Below are 21,910 nucleotides of genomic sequence, written 5' to 3'. Positions count from 1 at the left end.
AGCATCGGCGATTACACTTATAGTGTTCAGGCCTTAGCGGAAGATGCGAAGGTTAATTCCGAAGGTCTGCTGAAGGGCAAGCGTCTGTTGATTTTCGGCAATTATCGCGCATGGCTCGGATCGTCAATTTGAGACCCAGTTAGACATCCGGCTGGTTCGGGCCTTAAGGCGCATAAAAGCAAATGGTTCGCACTTTATGAATTCAACCCGTCCCATCTCGGCATCGGATTTCTCGATGTCGCGAAACCTCTACAAGTCAGCGGTCAAGGAATCGTCATGATCGGGATTGTGATGCGTACGAAGGACCGGCCAGTCCTTCTGCGTAGAGCGCTGAAAAGCGTCATGCGGCAATCGTGGAAAAAATGGCACGTCGTCATTGCTAATACCGGTGATCCGCGAGTCGTTCAACGCGTGTTGGAAAGCTTGGGAGCCACCGACGGTCTAGCTATCGAGATAGTGCATCTGGACAAGGAGCTCAGCGCGGAAGATGCAACGAACGCGGCGCTGGAGCGTCTGAGCGGCGCAGAGCATATCGCATTTCACGACGATGACGATAGCTGGGCCCCGGATTTTCTGGGAATCTGCGTTAGGCAATTAGAAACATTATCGGAAATATATCCGGCAACGGTGGCCGTGATAGCTTTGGGAAAACGCGTCGATGAGGAAATCGACGGTAACGTGGTGCGTGTCAAAAGCACGGAGCTGATGCGGCCGCATATGAGCGCGGGATTTATTTCGCTTAATGCGATGGTGGTCGAAAATCAGTTCAAGAACATTCAGCTACTCGTAAAGAAAAGTGCGGTTGCCAAAATTCGCTTCGATTCGCTATTCGGCGGAATGTCAGACTGGGATTTTCACCTTCGTCTGCTCATGGCAGGAGATATCTATGTTATTCCGCAGGTGCTAGTGTTTTCTCACGTCCGAAGCTCGGTACGCGGCCCCTATGCAAACCGTTCGGCCGCCGCTCGTGCATTTGCCGGGACCGTCGCAGAAGCAACGATTTTGGGAAATGCCTGGCTTAGAGCCGACATTTCATCGGGAACAGTCGGCCTTGGGTTTCTGAACAGCATTCGACCGGTTCTTGAGCACTTGTCGTGGTACGCGACGCAAAGCAGCAACTCGTCCCGAGCGATGCTCGAACGATTACACGGCGACATAGGGGCCTTGGGGGCGGAGCTGTCGAACGTGTCCGGCAGAGTCTCACGTCGTCCAGTGCGAAACGTGTTCAAGCTCGGCTATTTGTGGCTGCGCTCTGGCCGCGCACTTCATTACTTGCTTCAGTTCTTGCGGACGGCGAATTCGGTCGGCTTGCGGCAAGCCGTGGACCGAACAAAAACCTGGTTACTCCTGCAGCGATAGATATGTGGCGCATAAACAAGAATTGCAGTTTTGAGGACGCAAAACGTCTGATCGACGAAGCAGGAATCGTGTCGTTCGACGTGTTCGATACGCTCATTCATCGTCTGGTTGCAAGACCTGCTGACGTTTTCGACTTGGTGGCGGCTCAATTGCGGCACGATGAGTACACTGAATTGGATTACGGGATGGTCGACTCGTTTCCGGCGAATCGACTTCTCGCGGAAATTCAGACGCGCGAGAAGTACTACAGGCTCCGCAACTCCTACGAAGTGACTTACGACGAGATCTATGAAGAGTTGGCATCGCAACTGGGAGCGGATCGCCTGGTTGACCGGTGCAAGGTGGTAGAACTCCAGGTGGAGCGGGCAATCGTCTGTTGCAACCCAGTCATGCGGGAGCTAGTGCAATACGCGCAAGCCATTGGCAAGCCCGTGGTGCTTTGCTCCGACATGTATCTCCCGTCGACGGTCATTCTCGAACTCATTCAGGCATGCGGATACGGAAAGATAGAACTGGTGGTGTCCTGCGAGGAGGGAGCCAGCAAGCACGAAGGCTCTCTTTTCGCGATCGCTGCAAAAAGGACAGGCGGCACGACGCGGGGCATGCTGCACTTCGGTGACAACCTCCACGCAGACGTAGAAATGGCGAAGCGCGCTGGCGTGAAGGGCGTGCATTTCGATTATCTCGCCCGCATCGAGTCCGATTTCTTACGGAATCCGATAGTGTCGTCAGTGGACATGCCGCACACCGCCAGTCTCATCGCCGGCGGGACGCGGGCAGTACTTATGCAGAGAAAGCGCGAGGTGGCGGAGCCATGGTTCGACATCGGCGCACAGGTGTTTGGACCGTTGTTCCTCGGCTACTTCATCTGGATGATGCATCAGTTGAAGCTGGACAACGTTGACAAGGTTCTGTTCTTCGCGCGTGACAGTTACCTGTTCCATAAGCTGTATGAGCAGTACGCGGAGCAAATGGGTGTCAAAATTCCGAGCGAGTACGTTTACATTTCGCGCGCCGCCACGCTCCTGCCGAGCTTCGTCGATTTTCCGCCCGATCGTGTGTGGCATCTTTTCGGTGGAAAAACGGAGAGAACGGTCAAGCAGCATTTCAAACGTCTGGGGCTCGACGTTTCGCGTAATCGTGCCGCGATAAAGGCGGTCGGCTTCGCAAGCGAAGACGAGCGAGTAGTAGGCGGCGACATGCGAATGCACCGGCTGATCAGTATTCTTCTTTCGCAACTCATGGACGTCGCAGCCGAGCAGCGTGCGCTGGTATCTGCGTACTTGTCGAAGACAGTTATCGGATGCAAGAGAATCGCCGTGTCTGACATTGGCTGGGGAGGAAACATGCAAGGGGGCCTCTCACGTATCCTCCAGACGTCTCGAAGCGACTTCCGTACGTTTGGCTATTATTTCGGGACTTTCGAATCGGTGCGAATCAATCAGCTACCGAGTGACGCCTACTTCGGTTTCATGGTTCAGAACAGCGATCCCCGTCACGAAACGGAGCTTTTGCAAGCGGGGGGCGTCGAAATTCTGGAGTTTGCGACGGTAGCACCGCACGGCACGACATTGGGATACCGTCGTGAAGGAGACGAGATCGTTCCCATACTCGAGGAGAACAACGAAGACATCTCCGTGCAAAAGCTTGCGGCGGAGGTTCAAGCTGGCGCGCTCGAATATGTGCATACGGTCTTGCCGACGATCCTGGCTTTCGGCTACGAGAAATTCATCTCGCCGGCATGGGCGCAGCCGTTCAGCCGACTGGTCGAGCGTCCGAGCAAGAGCGAGGCGGCGTTATTCGGCGCGCTCACGCACTCGGATTCTGCAGGCGACACCAGCGCACGAACGAGTCTCGCCGAACGGCTTGACGTCAAAAATGGCCGGCCGAGTAACGAGGAAATCGCGCTCAGCAGAGCTCGCTCTTTCTGGAAGGCTGGTTTTGATGTATTGAATGCGCTAACTTAAAACAAGTAGCTGGATTGCTGAGAGGAAGAAGCGCCGCAAATGGCTCGCGCACGACGCGAGGACGCATTGCACGCTTCGTTCAAGTCCCATCGAAAATAACGAAGCATCAGACCGGCAAATCGTATGACGCATTTCGTCCTGTTCGTTCCACTCGTCGCTCCGGTGGAAGGAACTGCTCATTACTATTGGGTAATCCTGAAATGGCTTCACGCGTTCAGAGCAAAGCAGTCGACCATTCTTTTACCGCGGTACTACTTGAATATCGAATCCGACCTTTCTCGTTGGGAACTGTCGGACTGGTCAAAGCAGTTTCACGAGTATAACGTGGGGAATTTGGATTCTGAAAGGGTCCGGCTGGTTTGCTATGAAGACGGTTTGACGGACTGGTCACTTGACAAAGCACCGCTTGACCGGTTCATCTCTTACGTGACACGAGACTCTTCGGAATTGCATCGATATTTCGCAGACGCCTTTTCGCGCTTGAAAGCGCTGCATCAAGAAGTTGTCGCGGTCACATGGCTCAATTGTCCGTCAATGCGACGCGCGGCCCAAGAGTCCGGTTGCGCGCTTGTTTTCAATGAGATCGGACCACTGCGAAAACCGTATTACGCACAATGCGCCTACTGGGACACGAGCGGAGTCAACGGAGATACTGAAGTCGGCATCCGGTGGCAGCGCGAGAAAGCCGCATTTCGCGATTGGGTCGGCGATCGAGGTGACGCCGCGATTTCCGAGACTCTCGAATCGGTACTGATCTCGGATGCAGCGCGCGAGATGTATCGTTCTTCGGAAGACTCGCATACGATCGGCGTCGCGCTGCAGGTGGAAACGGACTCTAACGCGCTCGCCTTCAGCAAAGGATGGAACAATCTCTCGCTGCTCGAATTCGCGTCAAGATCAACCTCCGAACACACTCCGCTTGTCCGATATCATCCGAACGGAAAGGCGCTTTATCCCGGCAAGGTCGACCTGGGAAGCTCGCCATTGAAATTCCTTGGCGCGATTCAGGAATTATGGACCATCAATTCGAGCCTCGGGATCGAGGCGGTACTGTGGCGCAAAAAGGTTCGATTCTTCGGTAGCACCCCTATTCAGACTTTTTTCGACGAGTCCGGCGAGTCGTCACGGTTATTTCGGATATGGTTCTTCCTGAATTATTTGATACCGTATTCGCTGTTGTTTTCGTCTGAATACTACTTATGGCGGTTATCGAACCCTTCAGTTGCGGACATCGCAGAAAAGCACTTCGTTTCGTTCCAGAATCAACGGCGCGGTGAACGGCTCGTGGACAAAAAGCCAGTTCCGGAAACTAGCGGCCGAACGCTGGAGGTTGATGCTCCAAATAAAATCCTTGATGAGCTCTTCAATCTGAGACGTCAGTGCGCTGAGCAAAATACCCGTATCTCACAACTGCAGACGTTCATTCTCGACCGTGATCGCTGGATAAGCGATAGGGACGGCTGGATAAAAGAGCGTGATCAGTGGATCGAGGAGCGAGACGCCAGAATTCGGGTGCTGGAAACCTGCGGCATCGAGCACAACGCAAGTTCGGAAAGACGGGATGGCCGAAGCGCTGCCGAGGAACTCGCGCTGAATGACCGCAACGTTGCGCTTGATCGGCTGTCGGCAGAAGCCGAAGTGTTACGGCTGGAGTTGGCGGAGTCGAAGGAAGCGCGGGAAATTGCAAAGCAAGAACACGAGCGTTTAAGGGAGGAATTTGCAAACATCAACGCGCAGAAAGCAACGGAAGTCGCGTTGCGCGAGAAAGCAGAAAGCGATGCGGTGATGTTGAGTAGCAGGCTGGCGGCGCTAGAATTGCGCCATGACCGACTGCTTCATGCCGCGCGCATCGTAGCGTCATATCTGCAAAGTAGATTGGTCACAACCAGATGGCGCACCCGCCACCTTGTCGCGATGCTAAAACTTTGCGATTGACAGGGCCTGCGCCGCACCGCCAATTAGGCGCGGCGCCCGCATCAAAACTCGACGACGACGAAATCGGCCTTGCCCACGTCGCACAGCGGGCAGCGCCAGTCGGCGGGGATGTCGTCGAAACGGGTTCCGGCAGCGATGCCATCGTCCGGCAGACCTTCTTCCTCGTTGTAGATCCAGCCGCAAATCAGGCAGACCCAGCTTTTGAATTCGATGACTTCGCTCACGACAGACTCTTGATTCGAAAGAAATAAACGGACCGCGTGCGTTCGAAGACGATGCGCGGCGCAGCGAGCCGGCATCTTACCGTAATCGGCGCGATCGTTCCCCGATCGCCGTAGGCAGGATGGTCCCGATTCCGGCGTGCGGAAAGCCCGGTGTATGCTTTTCGAGGCTCCGGCGCCGACTCGCGCCATGGACCGGTTTCACAACGTGGAGAAAACGATGAAGAAAAAGCTCTTGGGCGCGATGCTGACGGGCGCGGTCCTGCTCACCCAGTACGCCGGCGCGGCGCATGCGCAGGCGCGCGTCTATTTCGTCGAACCGAAGGATGGCGCGACCGTCACGAGCCCCGTGCACGTCAGATTCGGCGTCGACGGCATGTCGGTCGCTCCGGCGGGCACGATGACCGATGGAACCGGCCATCACCACCTGCTGATCGATAGCAAGCCGCTGCCCAAAGGCACCGTGATTCCCGCGAACGACACGTCGCTGCACTTCGGCAAGGGCCAGACCGAAGCCGACGTGAAGCTGCCGCCCGGCGATCACACGCTGACAATGCAGTTCGGCGACGGCGCGCACCGCTCGTACGGCCCCGAAATGAGCCAGACGATCAAGGTGCACGTGCAGTAAGTTGTTTCGGCACGACGCGAGGAAAGGCCGCCACGGAGCGCATCCGGGCGGCCTTTCGCGCTTGCTGGCGCCGCGCGCCTCGTCCGTTCGGCCAATGGCGGATGCAGCGTGCGTGATCGCGCGCCGCGCCCGGTACAATGGCCGCTTCCATCGGTTGCTCGCGTGTTCGGCGCCGATTCTTCGCCATTCATCCGGTTTTCCCATGTCGCTTTATTCCATCTCGGACGCGCAGCTCGCGTTCGGCCACGTCGCATTGCTCGATCACGCCGACTTCTCGCTCGAAGCGGGCGAGCGTGTCGGGCTGATCGGCCGCAACGGCGCGGGCAAGTCGTCGCTTCTCAAGATCGTCGCGGGGCTCGCCGCGCCCGACGACGGGCTCGTCACGCGTCAGAGCGAGCTCACGACCGTCTACGTGCCGCAGGAGCCCGAGTTCGATCTCGACGCATCCGTGTTCGATGTCGTCGCCTCCGGCCTCACCGAAGCGCGCGCGTTGCTCGACGAGTACGACGCCGTCGCGCACGCGCTCGCCGATACGCCCGAAGGCGCGAAGCACGACGAGCTGCTCGCGCGCATGAACGCGCTGCAGTCGGCGCTCGATACCCGCGACGCGTGGAACTGGCGCACGCGCGTCGCGACGACACTCGCGCAGATCGGTCTCGATGGCGATGCCCGCGCAGGCGATCTGTCCGGCGGCATGAAAAAGCGCGTGGCGCTGGCGCGCGCGCTCGTCGTTCAGCCCGACGTGCTGCTGCTCGACGAGCCGACCAACCACCTCGACTTCGACGGCATCCGCTGGCTGGAGGAACTGCTCGTCACGTTGCGCACGGGCCTGCTCTTCATCACGCACGATCGCGCGTTTCTGGATCGCGTGGCGACGCGCATCGTCGAACTGGATCGCGGTCGGTTGCTGTCGTATCCCGGCAATTTCAGCGCGTATCAGACGAGGAAGGCGCAACAGCTCGAAGTCGAGCAGATCGAACAGGCGAAGTTCGACAAGCTGCTCGCGCAGGAAGAAGTGTGGATCCGCAAAGGCGTCGAGGCGCGGCGCACGCGCAGCGTCGGACGCATCGCGCGGCTCGTCGAAATGCGCAAGGAACGCGCCGAGCGCCGCAACGTGCAGGGCAATGTCAGGCTCGATGTCGGGCAGGGCGAGAAGTCCGGCAAGATCGTCGCCGAACTGACCGATGTGACCAAGCGCTACGGCGAACGCACGATCGTCGACCGGTTCACGGCAACTGTCATGCGCGGCGACAAGATCGGTCTCGTCGGCCCGAACGGCGCGGGCAAGACCACGCTGCTCAAGCTCATCCTCGGCGAACTGCAGCCCGACGAAGGCCGCGTGCGGACCGGCACCAACATTCAGGTCGCGTATTTCGATCAGATGCGCGCGCAACTCGATCTCGACAAATCGCTTGCCGACACCATCAGTCCCGGCAGCGAATGGGTCGAAGTGAACGGCGTGAAGAAGCATGTCATGAGCTATCTCGGCGACTTCCTGTTCGCGCCCGAACGCGCGCGCTCGCCGGTGCAGTCGCTGTCCGGCGGCGAGCGCAATCGCCTGCTGCTCGCGCGCCTTTTCGCGCGGCCGGCGAACGTGCTGGTGCTCGACGAGCCGACCAACGATCTCGACATCCCGACGCTCGAACTGCTCGAAGAACTGCTGGCGGATTACGACGGCACCGTGTTGCTCGTGAGCCACGACCGCGCGTTCCTCGACAACGTCGTGACGTCGGTGTTCGCCGCGGAAGGCGGCGGCAAGTGGCGCGAATATGTCGGCGGTTTCTCCGACTGGCAGGTTCAGCGCGAACGTTCGGAGCGCATTGCCGAAGAAGCGGCGCGTCAGACCGCGAAGGACACGCCGAAAGACGATGCGCCGAAAGACAGCGCCGCCGGCCGCAATGCGCAGCGCACGGTGAAGCTGTCGTTCAAGGAACAGCGCGAACTCGAAGCGCTGCCGGGGCGCATCGCCGAACTCGAAGACGAGCAGAAGGTTATCGGCGCGCAACTCGAAGACGGCTCGATCTTCGCGAAGGACGCGAAGGAAGGTGCGCGTCTTTCCGAGCGACACGCGGCGATCGAAGAGGAGTTGCTCGTCGCCCTCGAGCGCTGGGAAGAGCTCGAAGCGAAGCGCAAATAGCGGCTCGCGCCCGCTGTGCGTGTGCCGAACGCATGTACGCGAACGAAGCGCGTTTTATCGCGCCGAGGTGGGCGCGGCGGGCGAAAACCGCTATTCTCCTAGCGCGGCTCGGATCGGCGGGCGTTTTTTTGCCTCGCTTTCAACGCATCCGGCCAGGCACAACATCAAGCATTTGCCGGCAGATCGGGCGTCATGTCGTGACATTCCGTCAGGCGTTCGAGAGCCGGATCAACGTTCAACTATGTCCACGAAAAAATCCAGCGCAATGGCGACAGGCACTGAACGAGGCAAGCGCCAGGTCATGAACGCCAAGGCAGCCGGCTACAGCGAAGCATCGATCAAGGTGCTCAAGGGCCTGGAGCCGGTCAAGCAGCGGCCCGGCATGTACACGCGGACCGAGAATCCGCTGCACATCATTCAGGAGGTGATCGACAACGCCTCCGACGAAGCGCTCGGCGGCTTCGGCAAGCAAATCACCGTCACGGTGCATCAGGACAACTCCGTGACCGTCGAGGACGACGGCCGCGGCATTCCTTTCGGCCTGCATCCGGAAGAAGGCGTGCCGGTCGTCGAGATCGTCTATACGCGGCTGCATGCGGGCGGCAAGTTCGATAAGGCCGCGGGCGGCGCCTATACGTTCTCGGGCGGTCTGCACGGCGTCGGCGTCTCGGTGACGAACGCGCTCGCAACCCGTCTCGAAGTCACCGTCTGGCGCGACAACAAGGTCGCGCAGCTTGCGTTTTCCAATGGCGACGTCATCGAAGAACTGACGACGCGCCCAGCCGAACGCGGCGCGAAGAAGAGCGGCACGCGCGTGCGTGCATGGCCGAATCCGAAGTATTTCGACTCGCCGAATCTGCCGCTCGGCGAATTGCAGCGCCTCCTGCGTTCGAAAGCCGTGCTGTTGCCGGGTGTCGAAGTGGTGCTCGTCATCGAGGAAACGGGCGAGCGTCAGACGTGGAAATACGAAGACGGTCTGCGCGGTTATCTGCTCGAAGGCATGGGCGGCAGCGAACTGCTGATTCCGTTGTTCGAAGGCGAACGCTACGCGGAAAGCTCGAAGAACACCGAGGAAACCTTCGCGGAAGGCGAGGGCGCGTCGTGGGTCGTCGCGTGGACCGAGGAAGGGCCGCTGCTGCGCGAATCGTATGTCAACCTCATTCCGACGCCCGCGGGCGGCACGCATGAATCCGGTCTGCGCGACGGTCTCTTTCAGGCGGTGAAGAACTTCGTCGAGATTCACAATCTCCAGCCGAAGGGCGTCAAGCTGCTCGCGGAAGACGTGTTCGCGCGCGTGTCGTTCGTGCTGTCGGCGAAGGTGCTCGATCCGCAGTTCCAGGGGCAGATCAAGGAACGCCTCAATAGCCGCGATGCCGTGAAGCTCGTGTCGTCGTTCTCGCGGCCGGCGCTGGAGTTGTGGCTGAATCAGCACGTCGAATACGGCAAGAAGCTCGCGGAGCTCGTGATTCGCCAGGCGCAGGCGCGCACGCGCGCGGGCCAGAAGATCGAGAAGAAGAAGAGTTCGGGCGTCGCCGTGTTGCCGGGCAAGCTCACCGATTGCGAATCGACGGATATCTCCCGCAACGAACTCTTTCTCGTCGAGGGCGATTCGGCGGGCGGCTCCGCGAAAATGGGCCGCGACAAGGAGTTCCAGGCGATTCTCCCGTTGCGCGGCAAGGTGCTGAATACGTGGGAAACGGAACGCGACCGGCTCTTCGCGAACAACGAAGTGCATGACATCGCGGTGGCGATCGGCGTCGATCCGCACGGTCCCGACGATCAGATCGATCTGTCGAATCTGCGCTACGGCAAGATCTGCATTCTCTCCGATGCGGACGTCGACGGCGCGCACATTCAGGTTCTGCTGCTCACGCTCTTCTTCAAGCATTTCCCGCAACTGATCGAGCGCGGCCATGTGTGCGTCGCGCGTCCGCCGTTGTTCCGAGTCGATGCGCCCGCGCGCGGCAAGAAGCCCGCGCAGAAGCTCTACGCGCTCGACGAAGGCGAACTCGAAGCGATCCTCGACAAGCTGCGCAAGGACGGCGTGCGCGAAACGGCGTGGACCATCAGCCGCTTCAAGGGCCTCGGCGAAATGAGCGCCGAACAGCTCTGGGACACGACGATGAACCCGGACACGCGCCGTCTTCTGCCGGTCGCGCTCGGCGATCTCGGCTTCGATCTCACCGTTTCGCGCATGACGATGCTGATGGGCAAGGGCGAAGCGGCCTCGCGCCGAAGCTGGCTCGAAGAAAAGGGCAACGAAGTCGAAGCGGACATCTGACGCGAACGCATTAACACGGACATTCGATGGGAATCACAGACGATCTCTTCGCCGAACAGACTGCACCGGACGGCGAACAACTGACGCTCGGCGATTACGCCGAACGTGCTTATCTCGACTACGCGGTGAGCGTGGTGAAGGGCCGCGCGCTGCCCGACGTGTGCGATGGACAGAAGCCCGTGCAGCGCCGCATTCTCTACGCGATGAGCGAGATGGGCCTCGCGGCCAACGCCAAGCCGGTGAAGTCGGCGCGCGTGGTCGGCGACGTGCTGGGTAAATATCACCCGCACGGCGATCAATCGGCGTACGACGCGCTGGTGCGTCTCGCGCAGGACTTTTCGATGCGCTATCCGCTCATCGACGGTCAGGGCAATTTCGGCTCGCGCGACGGCGACGGCGCAGCGGCCATGCGATACACCGAAGCGCGTCTGACGCCGATCGCGCGCTTGCTGCTCGATGAAATCGATCAGGGCACGGTCGATTTCATGCCGAACTACGACGGCTCGTTCGAAGAGCCGAAGCTATTGCCCGCGCGCTTGCCGTTCCTGTTGCTGAACGGCGCATCGGGCATCGCGGTCGGGCTGGCGACGGAAATTCCGTCGCACAATCTGCGCGAAGTCGCGCAAGCCGCTGTCGCGATGATCCGCGATCCGAAGATCGGCCACGCGGGCTTGATGGAGAAACTGCCCGGACCGGATTTCCCCGGCGGCGGGCAAATCATTTCATCGCCGACGGAAATCTCGACGGCCTACGAAACCGGACGCGGCAGCCTGAAGGTGCGTGCGCGCTGGAAGATCGAGGATCTCGCGCGCGGCCAGTGGCAGGTCGTCATCACGGAATTGCCGCCGGGCGTGTCGAGCCAGAAAGTGCTCGAGGAAATCGAGGAACTCACGAATCCGAAGATCAAGCTCGGCAAGAAGACGCTCACGCCCGAGCAGGTGCAGACCAAGCAGTCGATGCTCGCGCTGCTCGACGCCGTGCGCGACGAGTCGGGCAAGGACGCGCCCGTGCGGCTCGTGTTCGAGCCGAAGTCGAGCCGTATCGATCAGACCGAGTTCGTCAACACGCTGCTCGCGTACACGAGCCTCGAATCGAACGCGTCGATCAACCTCGTGATGATCGGCTCGGATGGCCGGCCGCGTCAGAAGGGCATCGTCGAGATCCTGCACGAGTGGATCGGCTTTCGCTTCGTCACGGTGACGCGGCGCACGCAGCATCGTTTGGGCAAGGTCAACGACCGCATCCATATTCTCGAAGGACGAATGATCGTCTTCCTGAACATCGATGAAGTCATCCGCATCATCCGCGAGTCGGAGGAACCGAAGCAGGCGCTGATCGCGCGCTTCAATCTCTCTGACCGGCAGGCCGAAGACATTCTCGAGATTCGTCTGCGTCAGTTGGCGCGGCTGGAGGCGATCAAGATCGAACAAGAGTTGTCCGACTTGCGCGACGAAAAGACGAAGCTCGAAGAACTGCTCAACAGCGACGCCGCGATGAAGCGCGTGCTGATCAAGGAAATCGAAGCGGACGCGAAGCAGTACGGCGACGATCGCCGCACGCTGATTCAGCAGGAGAAGCGCGCGACGTTCGAGGCGCGTGTCGTCGACGAACCGGTGACGGTGGTCGTGTCGCAGAAGGGCTGGGTGCGCGCGCTGAAGGGCCACGGGCTCGATCCGGCGGGCTTCACGTTCAAGCAGGGCGACGGGCTGTACGCCGCGTTCCAGGCGCGCACGCCGGATTCGCTCGTCGCGTGGGGCAGCAAGGGTCGCGTGTATTCGGTGCCGGTTTCGGCGTTGCCGGGCGGACGCGGCGATGGCGTGCCGGTGACGTCGCTGATCGAGCTCGAATCGGGCACGCATCTGCTGCATTACTTCGCGGCGAATGCTGAACAACAACTGCTGCTGGCATCGAGCAACGGCTTCGGCTTCATCGCGAAGCTCGGCGACATGGTGAGCCGCCAGAAGGCCGGCAAGGCGTTCATGACGATCGACGAAGGCGCGGCACCGCTCGCGCCGATGCCCGTCATTCCGGGCGCGATCTATGTCGCGTGCTTGTCGAGCGCGGGCAAACTGCTCGTCTTCGGCATGGACGAGATGAAGACGTTGTCGGGCGGGGGTCGCGGCGTCATTCTGATGGGCCTCGATCCGAAGGAAACGCTGCGCCAGGCGCTCGCCATCGATGCGCGCGGCGTGATGATGATCGGCACCGGGCGCGGCGGGAAGGCGAGGGACGAGAAGCTCAGCGGATCGCAGTTGCAACTGCATCTCGGCAAGCGATCGAGAAAGGGAAGGGCGCCGGATTCGTCGTTGAAGGTGACGGAGCTGCGGCCGGTGTTCGAGGGGTGATGTTTCAGTGGGGCGCCGCGCGCGCTCCATGACGGCATGAAGCCCGCTCAGTGCGGGCTTTTTATCGTCTGTCGTTCGCGAGATTCAGACATTAATCATTTCAACGCTTCTTGGCATCAGTCAGCCCAAGCTCTCGCAGCTGATGCGTGGCCAGTTTCGCGGGCTCGGCGAGGCGAAGATGCTCGAACTGCTCGCGCGCCTTGGTCGCAATGTGCAGATCGTCGTCGGTCCACCGCGGCGCTCGGCGAAGCCGGGGCGGGAAAGCTGCCCGGCGGCCGATATCCGTCACTAAGGCAAGCCTCGGACTGGCATGGGGCATCGGCAAAACATATCCCATTCGCGCGATCCTTAGGGTCACGAATAATCCGGTTCTTTCGCGTGCCACGCTGTCATCGTCGAACAAAATCGGCCGGGCGGGGAACTCCACACTCCGCGCGTATTCCTATGCCTTGTGCCTGCACGTACTCAACAACTCAAATCAGCCCCGGAATTCACAATGAACAAAGCCATCGAAGCGGCGCTCTTTCTGCATTTGCTCGGCGTCGCCGTTTGGATAGGCGGAATGATCTTCGCGCATTTCTGCCTGCGTCCCGCGCTCGGCGATCTCACGCCGCAACTGCGTCTTCCGCTTTGGGAGTCGGTATTCGCGCGCTTCTTCAACTGGGTGGGCGCCTCGGTGATCGTCATCCTGCTCACCGGCGGTTTCCTGCTCATGCAATTCGGCGGCGGTCATGCGGCGTGGCCGCTGCACGCGATGGCCGGTCTCGGCATCGTGATGATGCTGATCTTCGGTCACATCCGCTTCGCCGTTTTTCCGCGCATCCGCCGCGCGGTGCAGGCGCAGAACTGGCCCGATGGCGCGAGGGCGGTCGGCACCGTGAGAAGGCTCGTCGTGATCAATCTCGTGCTGGGCGTCGTGACCATCGGCACGGCGGTTCTTTCGCGCGGCTTCTGATTCGACCCGTCGCTTAAACGCCGCGCTCGTCGCTGAGCGCGGTGCTCGATTCGTGGCCGGCGTCCTTGCGCGATCGCGGGGCGTGTCCGCGCGGCCATCCGCATACGCCGAAACGGTCGAGCAGCGCCTGCACGCCATCCGCCGGCACCGGGCGAGAGAACAGGAAGCCTTGCGCTTCCACCGGCCCGAGCGCGGCGAGCCACGCAATCTGCTCCTCGCGCTCCGTGCCTTCGACAATCACCGTCAACCCGAGCGAGCGCGCCAGATTGACGATCGCCGACACCATCACGCAGACGCTGCGATCTTCCGGAATCGCCTGGATGAACGAGCGATCCACCTTCAGCGTATCGACCGAAAAGCGGTTCAGATACGACAGCGACGAATATCCCGTGCCGAAGTCGTCGAGCGCGATACGCACGCCCAGCCGCTTCAGCGCGACGATCTTCTCCTGCACGAGCTCCGGATACTCGACCATCACGGTCTCGGTGATTTCGAGCTCCAGCTTGTCGGGCGGAATGCCGCTCGCCTCGATCGCGCGCGCGACCGTCTCCAGCAAATCGCCGCGCCAGAACTGCACGGCCGAAATGTTCACGGCGAGCGACAGTCCCGTATACCCGTCGCGCTGCCATTGCGCGAGCTCCATGCACGCGGTGTGAATCACGAAATCGCCGACCGCGACGATCAGTCCTGTCGATTCCGCCACCGGAATGAACTCGTTTGCCGGAATGAGCCCGTGCTGCGGATGATTCCAGCGCACGAGCGCCTCGAAACCGGTGATGCAGCGGCGCGTCAGATCGATCTTCGGCTGATAGACGAGGAAAAGCTGCTGCTCCGTCAACGCGACGCGCAGTTGCTGCTCCCACTTCATCAAATGGTCCGCGCGATGCGACAACTGCGGCGAATAGAACTGATAGCAGTTCCGGCCCGCGTCCTTCGCGCTGTACATCGCGAGATCGGCCTTCTTCAGCAGATCGATTTCGCTCTCGTTCGACACGGAAAAGAGCGCGATGCCGATGCTCGCATGCAGCACGAACGCGCTGCCGCGCACGTCGAAGGGCGTGGCGAACATCGTCGAGATGTCGTCGGCGAGCGTGACGGCGCGTTGCTCGACGTCGTCGCCCTTCACGACGACCACGAACTCGTCGCCGCCGATGCGCGACAGCGTGCCGCTTTGCCCGACCGTTTCGGCGAGCCGCGACGCGGTCATCTGCAGGACGATGTCGCCGGCGTTGTGGCCGAGCGTGTCGTTGACGGTCTTGAAGTTGTCGAGATCGATGAAGAGCAGCGCCAGGCGCCCGATGTTTTCCGGCTGCGCCACGTCGAGCCTGAGCGCGCGCAGCGTCGAATACCGGTTGCGCAGGCCGGTGAGCAGGTCGTATTCGACGAGATGCGTCATCTCGCGCTCGCGCCCGAGCAGCTTGCCGATGAGGCCCGTCGCGACCGCGAAGAAGCCGAGCATCGCGAGCGAAATGAAGCTCGCCATCAGCAGATAGACATTGCGCGTGTGGTTGTAGTCGACCATCTCCTCGCGCTCGGACAGGCCGACGAGCACGCCGAGCGGATAGCCGTCGATATGCCGGTACGACACGATGCGCTTCACGTGATCGATCGGATCGACGTAGATGCCCGACGCGTGATCGGTCGTCGGATACACGCCGGTCGCGCTGAACGCGGCGTGCGAGCGATCGGCCGGGCCGCTGCGCGCGCTGCCTTTCGCCGGGGCGCTCGCGGCGGCATTCGCGGCGGCGCTCTCGGCCAGGCTGCCGCCCGTGCTGCGCGCGAGCACGGAGCCGTTGTCCGACACGACCGCGATCACGCCTTCGTGCCCGATCGACGCGACGTTGTAGAAGTCGTTCGTGAAATACGCCGGGTCTTCCGACACGACCACGACGCCCGCGAACGAGCCGTCCGGATGATTGAGCCGCCGCGTGATCTGCAGCGTCCAGAGCCCGGATACCCGCCCGCGCACCGGGCGGCTGATGTAGAGCAGATCGTCGTTCGAATGCGCGTGGACCTTGAAGTGTTCGCGGTCGGAGAGATCGATCGGTTTCGGATGCGGATCGGATGTATTGGCGATCAGCGTCCCGTATTCGTCGATCAGCGAAACCTGCACGAGCGTGTCGCTTTGCACGACGCCTTTTTCGACGGTGGCGATCAGATCGAAGTTGTCGGGCGACTTCTCGTACTCGTATTTGACGAAGCGCGTGATCTGGTCGACCTGGTGAATCGCCTTGATGGTGTGCTGTTCGAGCGCCGACGAAAGAATGGCGGCGGACGACATCGACTCATGCGTGGTCGCTTCGCGCTCGACCGATAGCCGGGCGAAGATCACCGCCCACAGCAGCACCAGCACGAAGGTGCCGAGCACGGGAATCGCGAGAAGCGCGCGCCGACGCCGCGCCGACGGCGCGCCGAGGACGGTGTCGGAAAAGGCGTGGGAGCGCGTGCGCTTCATGGGGTGTCCGTCGGCGCTCTGTCGCGTGGCGCCTTGCGTGCTGCGGACTGCGCGAGGTGGATGAAGCGATGCATGTTCTGAGGCGTTCGACCGAAACGAGTGAATATACCGCGCGCGGCGCACAGCGGATGATCGGCGGATATTTTCTCCGAGACCCGATCCACATCTCGATCCACCTCAGGTCCGCGCGCGACGGCCGTTCGGCGAGCCGTTTGCCGCTGCAGCGCCCGAAGCCCGGCATGAGCGAGACGGCGAGCATCCGGTGTCGTCGAGTGCATACGTTTGCGCTGCGGCGCGAGCGGTTCACCCTCACGACGCCTGTCGCCCGCCGATGTGAACCGCCATTGCGTTCCGATCCCCGATTGTTCAGATATTAACGAAGCCGCCGGGATTAAGAAAGGGGCCGCGCTTGGGGGTATACGCGCGGCGTCGGGCAGCGCGTAGGTCATTGTTTCAGATGCGGAATGTGCCGTCGATCACAGTTACCGAGGCGCCGCCGATCCAGATCGGTGCGCCGTCCGCCGCATCGTCGTATTCGATGCTGACGCGGCCATCGCGGCCGAGCGCCGTGCCCTGTCTCACCGTGAAACGCTGGCCGGGCCGCTGGTCCCGCGCGCGCAGCAGCGTCGCGAGCGCCGCGTTCGCGCTGCCCGTCACCGGATCTTCGATGTTCTCCGCGCCGAGCAGAATCACGCGCAATTCGAACGTCGCGGGTCCGCCGGCTTCGTGCGGCCCATACATGGCGATGCCGTGCGTGCCGACTTCCGCGACGAGCGCCGCGAGCGATTCGCGCGCCGCGCCTTGCAGCGACGTCGCGAAACACTGCGCCGCGTCCTTCACGCGCACGACGAGCCACGGCACGCCGTTGTCCAAGGCGGCGGGCGGCGAACTGAAATCGATTACGGCGGGTGCGAGTGCGGCGGCGAGGCGCTCGCACTGCGCATCTGAAAGCGGCGCGATGGTGGCGGGCGGCGCGGCGAACGCCCACTCGCCGCCATCGGCATCGCCATTGGCATCGCCGCGTTGCGCGAGCTCCACGAGTCCGACGCCGCATTCCTGCACGAGCCGGCCGGGCGTCTTCGGCGTGTAACCGGCATCGATGAGCGCGTGCGCGCTGCCGAGCGTCGGATGTCCGGCGAACGGCAGTTCAACTGCCGTCGTGAAGATGCGTACGCGGTAGTCGGCGCGCGGATCGGTCGGCGGCAGGAGAAACGCCGTCTCCGACAAATTCGTCCAGCGGGCGATTTCCTGCATGCGCTCGGCCGTGAGGCCTTCGGCGTCGAAGATCACCGCGAGCGGATTGCCCTTGAATGGAACGGCTGTGAAGACATCGACCTGCTTGAACTGGACGGTGCGTGAGGACATGGTTTTCGAATGAGTTCGATGGAAGGGCCATTCTGCCCCCAATACACTCCGGCGCGGTCTGTGAAAGGTCGCGGTCCGCGCTTCACGTTGCGGTCTGGCGCCGGGCGCCAGCGACCAATGCGGCGGCAAGCCGCTTCGTCGGCGTTTCACCTTCGACGGTCGACAATGCGAAGTACGCGATCTCGCTGGCGATCGACTATCAACTCGGCGTGCTTGTCACGAGTGCGCTCGACAACACCCCGACGCTTGACGGCAACGGCAAGGCAATCACCGACAGGAACGGTAATCCCGTCTATGCGACCTTGGGAGCCGATGCGGTGGCCAATCCGGCCGGTGGCGGTTATCTGTCCGTCGCGGATGCAGCACGTTTGACGTGGTCGGGTCCGAATGCAACGATCAGCACCGATCTGAAGGGCGTCTCCGCCGCGGCATACGATTCGCTGACCTTCCGCGTCGCCGTGGTGCGCCCGATGGGGCTGGACCTCGAGTTCCAGAGCTTCGGCCGTCCGGCAAAGTAAGACTCACATGAAGTGACGTGACGCACGCCCCGTTCTCGCGGTCTGAGGACGGGGCGTTGTCATTGGAGCAGGCGTTTGGTTCGCCTCCATGCAGAAGCGAAAGCGCGCCTTACGCGACTTCCGCGATCAGCTCGATCTCGACGCACGCGCCGAGCGGAATCTGCGCGACGCCGAACGCCGAGCGCGCGTGCTTGCCGGCATCGCCGAAGATTTCCGCGATCAGCTCGGACGCGCCGTTCGTGACGATGTGCTGCTCGGTGAAATCGAAGGTCGAGTTGACGAGGCTCATCACCTTGACGATGCGCTTGACCTTGTTCAGATCGCCGACGTGCGCGTGCAGCGTCGCGATCAGGTCGATCGCGACGCTGCGCGCCGCCGCCTTGCCTTCTTCCGTCGTGATGTTGTCGCCGAGCTTGCCGACGTGGACCTTGCCGTCCTTCTTCGCGATGTGTCCGGAGAGATACACCGTGTTGCCGCTCTGCGCGCTCATCACGTAAGCGGCGGCGGGCGCGCCCGCGACGGGCAGGTCGATGCCGAGTTCCTTCAGCTTGTCGTACACGTTCGATGCCATCGGTTGCTCCTCTAAACGTTGAAATCAGATGCTCGCGCGGATCAGCGCGCCGAGCTTCGCGACGCCTTCGTCGATCGTGGCGGGCGGCACCGTCACGAACGAAAGACGCATGGTGTTGTGTTCGGCTTCGTTGGCGAAGAACGGGCCGCCCGGCACGAAGGCCACGTTCTGCGCGATCGCCTGTTCGAGCAGCTTCATCGAATCGATGTGTTGCGGCAGCTTCACCCACACGAACATGCCGCCTTCCGGCCGGTTCCATTCGACGCCCGCGGGCATGTGGCGTTCCAGTGCGTCGAGCATCGCGTTGCATTGATCGCGATAGAGCGCGCGGATCTTGGGAACGTGCGTGTCGAGGAAGCCGTCTTTCACCACTTCATAAACGATGCGCTGCGTGAGGCTCGGCGTGTGCAGGTCGGTCGCCTGCTTGGCCTGCACGAGTTTGAAGTGCAACTCCTCGGGCGCGATGATGTAGCCCACGCGCAGGCCCGGCGCCAGCACTTTCGAGAACGAGCCGAGATGCACGATGTGATCGGGCGCCATCGACAGCATCGTGGGCAGCGGCGCGCCCGCGTAGTCCAGCGCGCCGTAGGGATCGTCCTCGATCACCGGGAACGACGCTTTTTGAGCCAGCGCGGCGAGCGCGCGGCGGCGTTCGAGCGGCAGGCGGCGGCCGGTCGGGTTCTGGAAATTCGGCTGCGCGTAGAGCAGGCGCGCGTTCGCGGTGAGCGTGGCGTCGAGCGCTTCGGGGATCAGGCCCGATTCATCGGTCGGCACCTGCACGTAGTGCGGCTCGAATAGCGAGAACGACTGCAGCGCGCCGAGATACGTCGGCGTTTCGACGAGCACGCGGCTGCCCGGATCGACGAGCGTCTTGCCGAGCAGGTCGAGCGCCTGCTGCGAGCCCGTCGTGATGAGCACCTGCGTCGGACGGATATGCGCGCCGTTCACCGAATACCGCTTCGCGATCCACTCGCGCAGCGGCATGTAGCCTTCGGTCGCGCTGTACTGGAGCGCGGCGGCGGGCTGGTCGCGCAGGATGCGTTCGGAGGCGTGGCGCATTTCCTCGACGGGGAACGTCGCCGGCGAGGGCAGGCCGCCCGCGAACGAAATGACTTCCGGCCGCTCCGTGACCTTCAGGATTTCGCGAATCGCCGAACTGGTGAGCTTGCGAGCACGTTCGGAGAGTTGCCACGGCGTGGCGCGGAGATCGGCTTGATTCATGAAATGCCTCGATTGTCTCTGGGGTGATTTCTTATCGCGGAACGTACCGCAAACGTCGATTATCGCGCGAAGGCGTCATCTTGCGTGCGTCGTGCCGGCAGCGACCACGGCCGGCTGCGGCGCGGCGCGCACGGCGGACTTGCGTCCGAGCACGACCGTCACGATGACGGCGGCCGCGTACAGCCACGTCGACCCGCTTACGTGCTCGCCGAAGAAGAGCGCGGAAAACGCCATCGTGAAGAAGATCTGCAGCAGTTGCACTTGCCCGACGCGCGCGATGCCGCCCATCGCGAGTCCGGCGTACCACGCGAAGAAGCCGATGAACTGCGAGAACAGCGTCACGTAGCCGAACGCGAGCCAGGTCTTGAGAGCGAGCGGTTCGGGATGCGTCGCGTGGCTGCCGAACAGTTGCGCCCACGCGAGCCAGCCGACCGGCAGCAGCAGGAACGGCGCCGAGAGCACGAGCGCCCAGCAGATGACCTGCCAGCCGCCCATCTGACGCGCGAGCCGCGCGCCTTCCGCATAACCGAGCGCGCCGATGCCGACCGCGACGAGCATCAGCAGGTCGCCGGCCTGCAGCCCGCCGCCGCCCGCCTGCAACGCGAACGCGACGACGATCCCGCTGCCCGCGATCGCGCTCGCCCAGAACGCCTTCGACGGCCGCTCGTGCGAGAGCCACGCGGCATAGATGGCGACGCACAGCGGCTGCAGGCCGTTCACGACCGCGCCGTGCGACGCGGGCACGGTTTTCATCGCCCACGCGGAAAACACCGGAAACGCGATGATGACGCCCAGCGCGACCACCGCGAGGCTCTTGACCTGCGGCCACGTCGGCAGCTTTTCGCGACGCCACAAAAGCAGCGCGGCGGCGGGAATGGCCGCGACGAGCGCGCGTCCGAGGCCGTTCAGGATCGGATTGACTTCCGCGACGACGATGCGCGTCATCGGCAGCGTCAGGCTGAAAGTGACGACGCCGATCAGGCCGAGCAGCATGCCTTCGGTTTCGCGGGTCTTCATTGTGCGGTGTCTCCGTGGTCGGTCATGTCGGGTGATTCCGTTTTCTTCGGGCGACGTGGCTTCGATGCCGCCCGCGCCTCGGCCTGTTCCGCCGATTCGCCGAGCGTGAGCGTCGTGCCATCGGGCAGATCGAACTGCGCGACGAGCACCGGCGCGCCCGCCGTCTCCTCGACGCGCATCAGATGCGCCGCGCCGAGCCACGCGAGCTGCTCCGCCACGGCCCGCGCGCGCGGATGAAACCCCGTCAGCGAACGCAGCGCGATGCCGGTTTCCGGCAGCGCGCCGCTCGGATGACGCGGCGTGTCCCACTGAATCAGCGACGGCAGCACGCCATCGCCGGCGCCCTGCCACGCGGGGAACGCGCCGTCGTCGGGAACGGTCAGGCCCCAGGTATTGCCTGCGCGCGACATCGCCGCGACGGGCGCGATGCGCTCCGGATACTGCTCGCGCCAGCGCGCGAGCGACTTCGGCCGGTCCACGCGCGCGACCCAGTGCACGAGCTGCGGTCCGTGCTCGTCGAGGCGGCGCTGCATCGACGGATCGTCGAGTGCGAAAAGGCGTGGCCGCGCTGCTTCGGCATTCGCCGCCGGATCGATCGCGATCACTTCGAGATACGCGCCGCCCCACAGATTCAGCAGCCGGTTATGCGTGCCCATCAGCGGATGCGCGCCGCCGGGCGCGGTTTCCACGCCGAATTTCGCGGCGACGAACTGCGCGCCTTCTTCCAGCGTGCGTGCGGCGATCACGAGGTGATCGAGTTTCAGTCGATGGTCGGTCATGACGGGCAAAGCCATAAAAAGGGCCGATAGCATAGCGCTTCGTTCGCACGCGCCGCGCAGCCCGAAAGCAAAATGTAGCCGCTTGCACCGGAACAGTAACGGTACAATCGGCCCCATACTATTCGGTACACTTTTTGACGGCCCAGTCACGCTGCG

Annotated in this window: 17 protein-coding genes; 10 read left to right on the top strand and 7 right to left on the bottom strand. The window is 62.3% G+C overall.

Annotated features, from left to right (window positions below):
- Positions 1-276: 276 nt before the first annotated feature.
- From BG60_RS09955 to BG60_RS09945, 3 genes are all read left to right on the top strand, one after another.
- On the top strand, positions 277-1,359 hold the full coding sequence (locus BG60_RS09955) for a glycosyltransferase family 2 protein (protein WP_034471288.1): 1,083 nt from the start codon (positions 277-279) through the stop codon (positions 1,357-1,359).
- A gap of 2 nt (positions 1,360-1,361) precedes the next feature.
- Positions 1,362-3,326, top strand: coding sequence for an HAD family hydrolase (locus BG60_RS09950; RefSeq protein ID WP_034471286.1), 1,965 nt, complete (start codon positions 1,362-1,364; stop codon positions 3,324-3,326).
- Positions 3,327-3,449: 123 nt separating this feature from the next.
- Positions 3,450-5,261 carry a GT99 family glycosyltransferase N-terminal domain-containing protein gene (locus BG60_RS09945; protein ID WP_034471284.1) on the top strand — a complete coding sequence of 604 codons (1,812 nt, stop codon included), beginning with the start codon at positions 3,450-3,452 and terminating at the stop codon, positions 5,259-5,261.
- A 41-nt stretch (positions 5,262-5,302) separates the two neighbouring features.
- On the opposite strand, the gene BG60_RS09940 is transcribed toward BG60_RS09945, so the two are convergent.
- The gene (locus BG60_RS09940; protein WP_008350739.1) at positions 5,303-5,485 is read right to left on the bottom strand and encodes a rubredoxin; all 183 of its coding nucleotides are present in this window, start codon (positions 5,483-5,485) and stop codon (positions 5,303-5,305) included.
- Positions 5,486-5,702: 217 nt separating this feature from the next.
- Here BG60_RS09940 and BG60_RS09935 point away from each other — a divergent pair, with 217 nt between their 5' ends.
- The 6 genes from BG60_RS09935 to BG60_RS09910 all read left to right on the top strand — a co-directional run bounded on the left by BG60_RS09935 (position 5,703) and on the right by BG60_RS09910 (position 13,828).
- A complete protein-coding gene (locus BG60_RS09935; RefSeq protein ID WP_033536673.1) occupies positions 5,703-6,110 on the top strand; it encodes a DUF4399 domain-containing protein in 408 nt (135 codons plus the stop codon).
- A 202-nt stretch (positions 6,111-6,312) separates the two neighbouring features.
- A complete protein-coding gene (locus BG60_RS09930) occupies positions 6,313-8,247 on the top strand; it encodes an ATP-binding cassette domain-containing protein (protein WP_008350736.1) in 1,935 nt (644 codons plus the stop codon).
- A gap of 301 nt (positions 8,248-8,548) precedes the next feature.
- Positions 8,549-10,528 (top strand): DNA topoisomerase IV subunit B, encoded by a 1,980-nt coding sequence (locus tag BG60_RS09925; RefSeq protein ID WP_034471413.1) that lies wholly within the window; start codon positions 8,549-8,551, stop codon positions 10,526-10,528.
- 26 nt (positions 10,529-10,554) lie between these two features.
- Positions 10,555-12,873 carry a DNA topoisomerase IV subunit A gene (parC, locus tag BG60_RS09920; protein WP_034471282.1) on the top strand — a complete coding sequence of 773 codons (2,319 nt, stop codon included), beginning with the start codon at positions 10,555-10,557 and terminating at the stop codon, positions 12,871-12,873.
- Between the two features lie 82 nt (positions 12,874-12,955).
- On the top strand, positions 12,956-13,165 hold the full coding sequence (locus BG60_RS39930) for an XRE family transcriptional regulator (RefSeq protein WP_081851840.1): 210 nt from the start codon (positions 12,956-12,958) through the stop codon (positions 13,163-13,165).
- Positions 13,166-13,369: 204 nt separating this feature from the next.
- Positions 13,370-13,828, top strand: a complete 459-nt coding sequence (locus BG60_RS09910) for a CopD family protein (protein WP_008350729.1) — start codon at positions 13,370-13,372, stop codon at positions 13,826-13,828.
- 13 nt (positions 13,829-13,841) lie between these two features.
- On the opposite strand, the gene BG60_RS09905 is transcribed toward BG60_RS09910, so the two are convergent.
- Together BG60_RS09905 and BG60_RS09900 are read right to left on the bottom strand one after the other, a co-directional pair.
- Positions 13,842-16,283: a bifunctional diguanylate cyclase/phosphodiesterase gene (locus tag BG60_RS09905; RefSeq protein WP_034471280.1), complete on the bottom strand. Its 2,442-nt coding sequence runs from the start codon at positions 16,281-16,283 to the stop codon at positions 13,842-13,844.
- A 453-nt stretch (positions 16,284-16,736) separates the two neighbouring features.
- The gene (locus BG60_RS09900) at positions 16,737-17,648 is read right to left on the bottom strand and encodes a PhzF family phenazine biosynthesis protein (RefSeq protein ID WP_034471278.1); all 912 of its coding nucleotides are present in this window, start codon (positions 17,646-17,648) and stop codon (positions 16,737-16,739) included.
- On the opposite strand from BG60_RS09900, the gene BG60_RS38175 reads away from it, so the two are divergent.
- Positions 17,639-18,166 (top strand): hypothetical protein, encoded by a 528-nt coding sequence (locus BG60_RS38175; RefSeq protein WP_152563195.1) that lies wholly within the window; start codon positions 17,639-17,641, stop codon positions 18,164-18,166. The two genes, BG60_RS09900 and BG60_RS38175, sit on opposite strands and share 10 nt — an antisense overlap.
- A gap of 109 nt (positions 18,167-18,275) precedes the next feature.
- Here BG60_RS38175 and BG60_RS09890 read toward each other — a convergent pair whose 3' ends face one another.
- The 4 genes from BG60_RS09890 to BG60_RS09875 form a co-directional block, all read right to left on the bottom strand.
- The gene (locus BG60_RS09890; RefSeq protein WP_008350722.1) at positions 18,276-18,737 is read right to left on the bottom strand and encodes a RidA family protein; all 462 of its coding nucleotides are present in this window, start codon (positions 18,735-18,737) and stop codon (positions 18,276-18,278) included.
- A 24-nt stretch (positions 18,738-18,761) separates the two neighbouring features.
- On the bottom strand, positions 18,762-19,958 hold the full coding sequence (locus BG60_RS09885) for an aminotransferase-like domain-containing protein (protein WP_008350720.1): 1,197 nt from the start codon (positions 19,956-19,958) through the stop codon (positions 18,762-18,764).
- 75 nt (positions 19,959-20,033) lie between these two features.
- Entirely contained in the window at positions 20,034-20,975 is a 942-nt protein-coding gene (locus BG60_RS09880; RefSeq protein ID WP_034471276.1) for a DMT family transporter, read from the bottom strand.
- A complete protein-coding gene (locus BG60_RS09875; protein ID WP_051079033.1) occupies positions 20,972-21,754 on the bottom strand; it encodes a VOC family protein in 783 nt (260 codons plus the stop codon). The genes BG60_RS09880 and BG60_RS09875 overlap by 4 nt, the downstream gene beginning before the upstream one ends.
- Positions 21,755-21,910 lie beyond the last annotated feature (156 nt).

The sequence above is a fragment of the Caballeronia zhejiangensis genome (assembly GCF_000698575.1).
Lineage (GTDB): Bacteria > Pseudomonadota > Gammaproteobacteria > Burkholderiales > Burkholderiaceae > Caballeronia > Caballeronia zhejiangensis.
Note: the sequence above shows the minus strand (reverse complement) of the source record. Positions and strands in the feature narration are given on the sequence as shown.

What these genes read in the sequence shown, in the direction of transcription:
- BG60_RS09955 (WP_034471288.1), top strand. Translation starts at nt 277, where the DNA reads ATGATCGGGATTGTGATGCGTACGAAGGACCGGCCAGTCCTTCTGCGT.
- BG60_RS09950 (WP_034471286.1), top strand. Translation starts at nt 1,362, where the DNA reads ATGTGGCGCATAAACAAGAATTGCAGTTTTGAGGACGCAAAACGTCTG.
- BG60_RS09945 (WP_034471284.1), top strand. Translation starts at nt 3,450, where the DNA reads ATGACGCATTTCGTCCTGTTCGTTCCACTCGTCGCTCCGGTGGAAGGA.
- BG60_RS09935 (WP_033536673.1), top strand. Translation starts at nt 5,703, where the DNA reads ATGAAGAAAAAGCTCTTGGGCGCGATGCTGACGGGCGCGGTCCTGCTC.
- BG60_RS09930 (WP_008350736.1), top strand. Translation starts at nt 6,313, where the DNA reads ATGTCGCTTTATTCCATCTCGGACGCGCAGCTCGCGTTCGGCCACGTC.
- BG60_RS09925 (WP_034471413.1), top strand. Translation starts at nt 8,549, where the DNA reads ATGAACGCCAAGGCAGCCGGCTACAGCGAAGCATCGATCAAGGTGCTC.
- parC (WP_034471282.1), top strand. Translation starts at nt 10,555, where the DNA reads ATGGGAATCACAGACGATCTCTTCGCCGAACAGACTGCACCGGACGGC.
- BG60_RS09910 (WP_008350729.1), top strand. Translation starts at nt 13,370, where the DNA reads ATGAACAAAGCCATCGAAGCGGCGCTCTTTCTGCATTTGCTCGGCGTC.
- BG60_RS09905 (WP_034471280.1), bottom strand. Translation starts at nt 16,283, where the DNA reads ATGAAGCGCACGCGCTCCCACGCCTTTTCCGACACCGTCCTCGGCGCG.
- BG60_RS09900 (WP_034471278.1), bottom strand. Translation starts at nt 17,648, where the DNA reads ATGTCCTCACGCACCGTCCAGTTCAAGCAGGTCGATGTCTTCACAGCC.
- BG60_RS09890 (WP_008350722.1), bottom strand. Translation starts at nt 18,737, where the DNA reads ATGGCATCGAACGTGTACGACAAGCTGAAGGAACTCGGCATCGACCTG.
- BG60_RS09885 (WP_008350720.1), bottom strand. Translation starts at nt 19,958, where the DNA reads ATGAATCAAGCCGATCTCCGCGCCACGCCGTGGCAACTCTCCGAACGT.
- BG60_RS09880 (WP_034471276.1), bottom strand. Translation starts at nt 20,975, where the DNA reads ATGAAGACCCGCGAAACCGAAGGCATGCTGCTCGGCCTGATCGGCGTC.
- BG60_RS09875 (WP_051079033.1), bottom strand. Translation starts at nt 21,754, where the DNA reads ATGACCGACCATCGACTGAAACTCGATCACCTCGTGATCGCCGCACGC.